A 2,806-nucleotide genomic window follows, 5' to 3' on the forward strand; every position below is an offset into this window, starting at 1 on the left:
CCCCCTGTTTGTCCACCGACCATGGCTGCCCACACCTTTCTCTGGCACGACTACGAAACCTTCGGGGCCAACACCCGCCGCGACCGCCCGGCGCAGTTCGCTGCCATCCGCACCGATGCCGACCTCAACGAGATCGGCGAGCCGCTGATGATTTACTGCCAGCCGGCCAACGACTACCTGCCCGACCCACAGTCCTGCCTCATCACCGGCATCACCCCCCAGCTGTGCCTGGAAAAGGGCCTGCCAGAGCGTGAATTCGCGAATCGCATCGAGGCCGAGTTTGCGCAGCCCGGCACCATCGGCGTGGGCTACAACACCATCCGGTTCGACGACGAGATCACGCGCTTCATGTTCTGGCGCAACCTCATCGACCCCTATGCGCGCGAGTGGCAAAACCAGTGCGGCCGGTGGGATTTGCTGGACGTAGTGCGCATGACCTATGCGCTGCGGCCCGACGGCATCCAGTGGCCCAAAAAGGAAGATGGCGCGCCCAGCTTCAAGCTGGAACACCTCTCCAAAGCCAATGGCCTGTTGCATGAAGCAGCGCACGATGCACTGTCGGACGTGCGCGCCACCATTGCGCTGGCCCGCCTCATCCGCCAGCACAACGCCAAGCTGTTTGACTTTGCCTTGGCGCTGCACAAAAAAGACCGCGTGGCCACCGAGCTGCGCCTGCCTGCCACGGCCACCACGGCGCGGCCGTTTTTGCATGTGTCGGGCATGTTCCCCACCGAGCGCGGTTGCCTGGGCGTGATGTGGCCGCTGGCCAGCCACCCCACCAACAAGAACGAGCTGATCGCCTGGGACCTGGCCCACGACCCGCGCGAGCTGGCCACGCTGAACGTGGATGACATCCGCCTGCGCATGTTCACCCGCGCGGCTGACCTGCCCGAGGGCGTCACGCGCTTGCCCATCAAGACCATCCACCTCAACAAGTCGCCCATGGTGGTGGGCAATGTGAACACCCTCACGCCCGCGCTGGCGCAGCGCTGGGGCATCGACCTGGCCCAGGCCGCGCAGCATGCCGAGGTGGCGCGCAGCCTGCCCGACATGAGCGGCGTCTGGCCCGCCGTGTTTGCCCGGCCCGCAGAGCCCACGCCCGATGTGGACCAGGACCTGTATGGCGGCTTTGTGGGCAACAACGACCGGCGTTACCTGAACGACCTGCGCAGCATGTCGGGCGCCAAGCTGGCTGCCGCCCGCACGGGCTTTGATGACCCGCGCCTGACCGAGCTGGTCTGGCGCTACCGGGCGCGCAACTTTCCGCAAACCCTCACCCCCGAAGAGCAAGAGCGCTGGGAGGCCCACCGCGCCGCCTGCCTGTTCGACGGGCAGGGCGGGGCGCGCACGGTGGAGCAGCTGTTCACCGAAATCGATACGCTTTCAGAGACCGCCGACGACGACCGCACGCAGGACATCCTGGGTGCCTTGTACGATTACGCTGAACACATTGCACCGGAGCGGTAGCTACTCTCACAGCGGTCCGCGTTCAAAGACATCAATCCGTTCACGCTGAGCTTGTCGAAGCGCCGTGCAAGGCTTCGACAAGCTCAGCCCGAACGGTTTTAATTGATCGAACGTGAATCCGTATGAGGGGCTGCGCGCCTTTCCCTGATGGGGGCAGTGGCATCAGGGCGCGCCATTGCTGATCGCCCCGCCTTGCACGCCGACCCGCCGAAACAAAACAGCCGCAGATTTTTATGACGACACCGCAAAACCAGAGCTTCACCACCCAGATCGTGCATGCCGACCGCCTGGGCGGCGCCGAGCTGGGCGCCATCCACCAGCCCATCCACACCTCGGTGCAGTACGGCTACGAGAAAGTTGAAGACCTGATCGCCGTCTTCCAGGGCACGGCCAAGGGCGGCTTCAACTATGCGCGCCAGGGCACGCCCACCACGGCGGCGCTGGAGGCCAAGATCACGAAGATGGAACGCGGCCACGGCACCATCGTGTTCTCCACCGGCATGGCGGGTATCTGCGCCGTGTTTCTCACCCTGCTCAAGGCGGGCGACCACCTGGTGGCCAGCCAGTTTGTGTTTGGCAACACCAACAGCGTGTTCGGCACGCTGGCAGACCTCGGCGTTGAAGTGACCACGGTGGACGTGACCGATGCTGCCAACGTGGCCGCCGCGCTGCGCCCCAACACCCGCATGGTGTTTGTCGAGACCATTGCCAACCCCGGCACCCAGGTCCCCGACCTGGAGGGCATTGGCGCGCTTTGCCAGCAGCGCGGCGTGCTGTACGTGGTGGACAACACCGTGGCCTCGCCGTATCTGTTCCGCGCCGCCACGGTGGGTGCGGGGCTGGTGGTCAACTCGCTCACCAAAAGCATTGGCGGCCTGGGCGATGCACTGGGCGGTGCCATCACCGACACCGGCCTGTACGACTGGTCGGGCTACCCCAACATCTTTGCCGCCTACCGCAAGGGCGACGCCAAGGGCTGGGGCCTGCAGCAGCTGCGTAAAAAGGGCCTGCGCGACATGGGCGGCACGCTGTCGTCCCACGCCGCCCATCAGCTGGCCCTGGGCGCCGAGACCCTGGCCCTGCGCATGGACCGCACCAGCGCCACGGCCCTGGCCCTGGCGCAGTGGCTGGAGGCCCACCCGGCCATCGCGCGCGTGCACTACCCGCTGCTGCCATCGCACCCCCAGCACGCCTTTGCCAAAAAGCACCTCAAGGCAGGTTCTTGGCTGCTGTCGTTCGAGCTGCGCAACCCCGACCAATGCCTGCCCGTGTGCAACCGCCTGCAGCTGCCCATCAAGGCCACGGGCCTGGCAGACACCCGCACGCTCATCATCCCGGT

2 protein-coding genes are annotated in these 2,806 nt (G+C 65.9%); both read left to right on the forward strand.

Features of this window, described 5'->3' with window-relative positions:
* Positions 1-21 precede the first annotated feature (21 nt).
* Positions 22-1,467, forward strand: coding sequence for an exodeoxyribonuclease I (gene sbcB / locus DBR12_RS18240; protein ID WP_108618560.1), 1,446 nt, complete (start codon positions 22-24; stop codon positions 1,465-1,467).
* A 233-nt stretch (positions 1,468-1,700) separates the two neighbouring features.
* Positions 1,701-2,806 (forward strand): cystathionine gamma-synthase family protein (locus DBR12_RS18245; RefSeq protein WP_108618561.1); only part of this gene is annotated, 1,106 nt, incomplete at its 3' end.

Source organism: Acidovorax sp. HMWF029 (assembly GCF_003060895.1).
GTDB lineage: Bacteria > Pseudomonadota > Gammaproteobacteria > Burkholderiales > Burkholderiaceae_C > Acidovorax.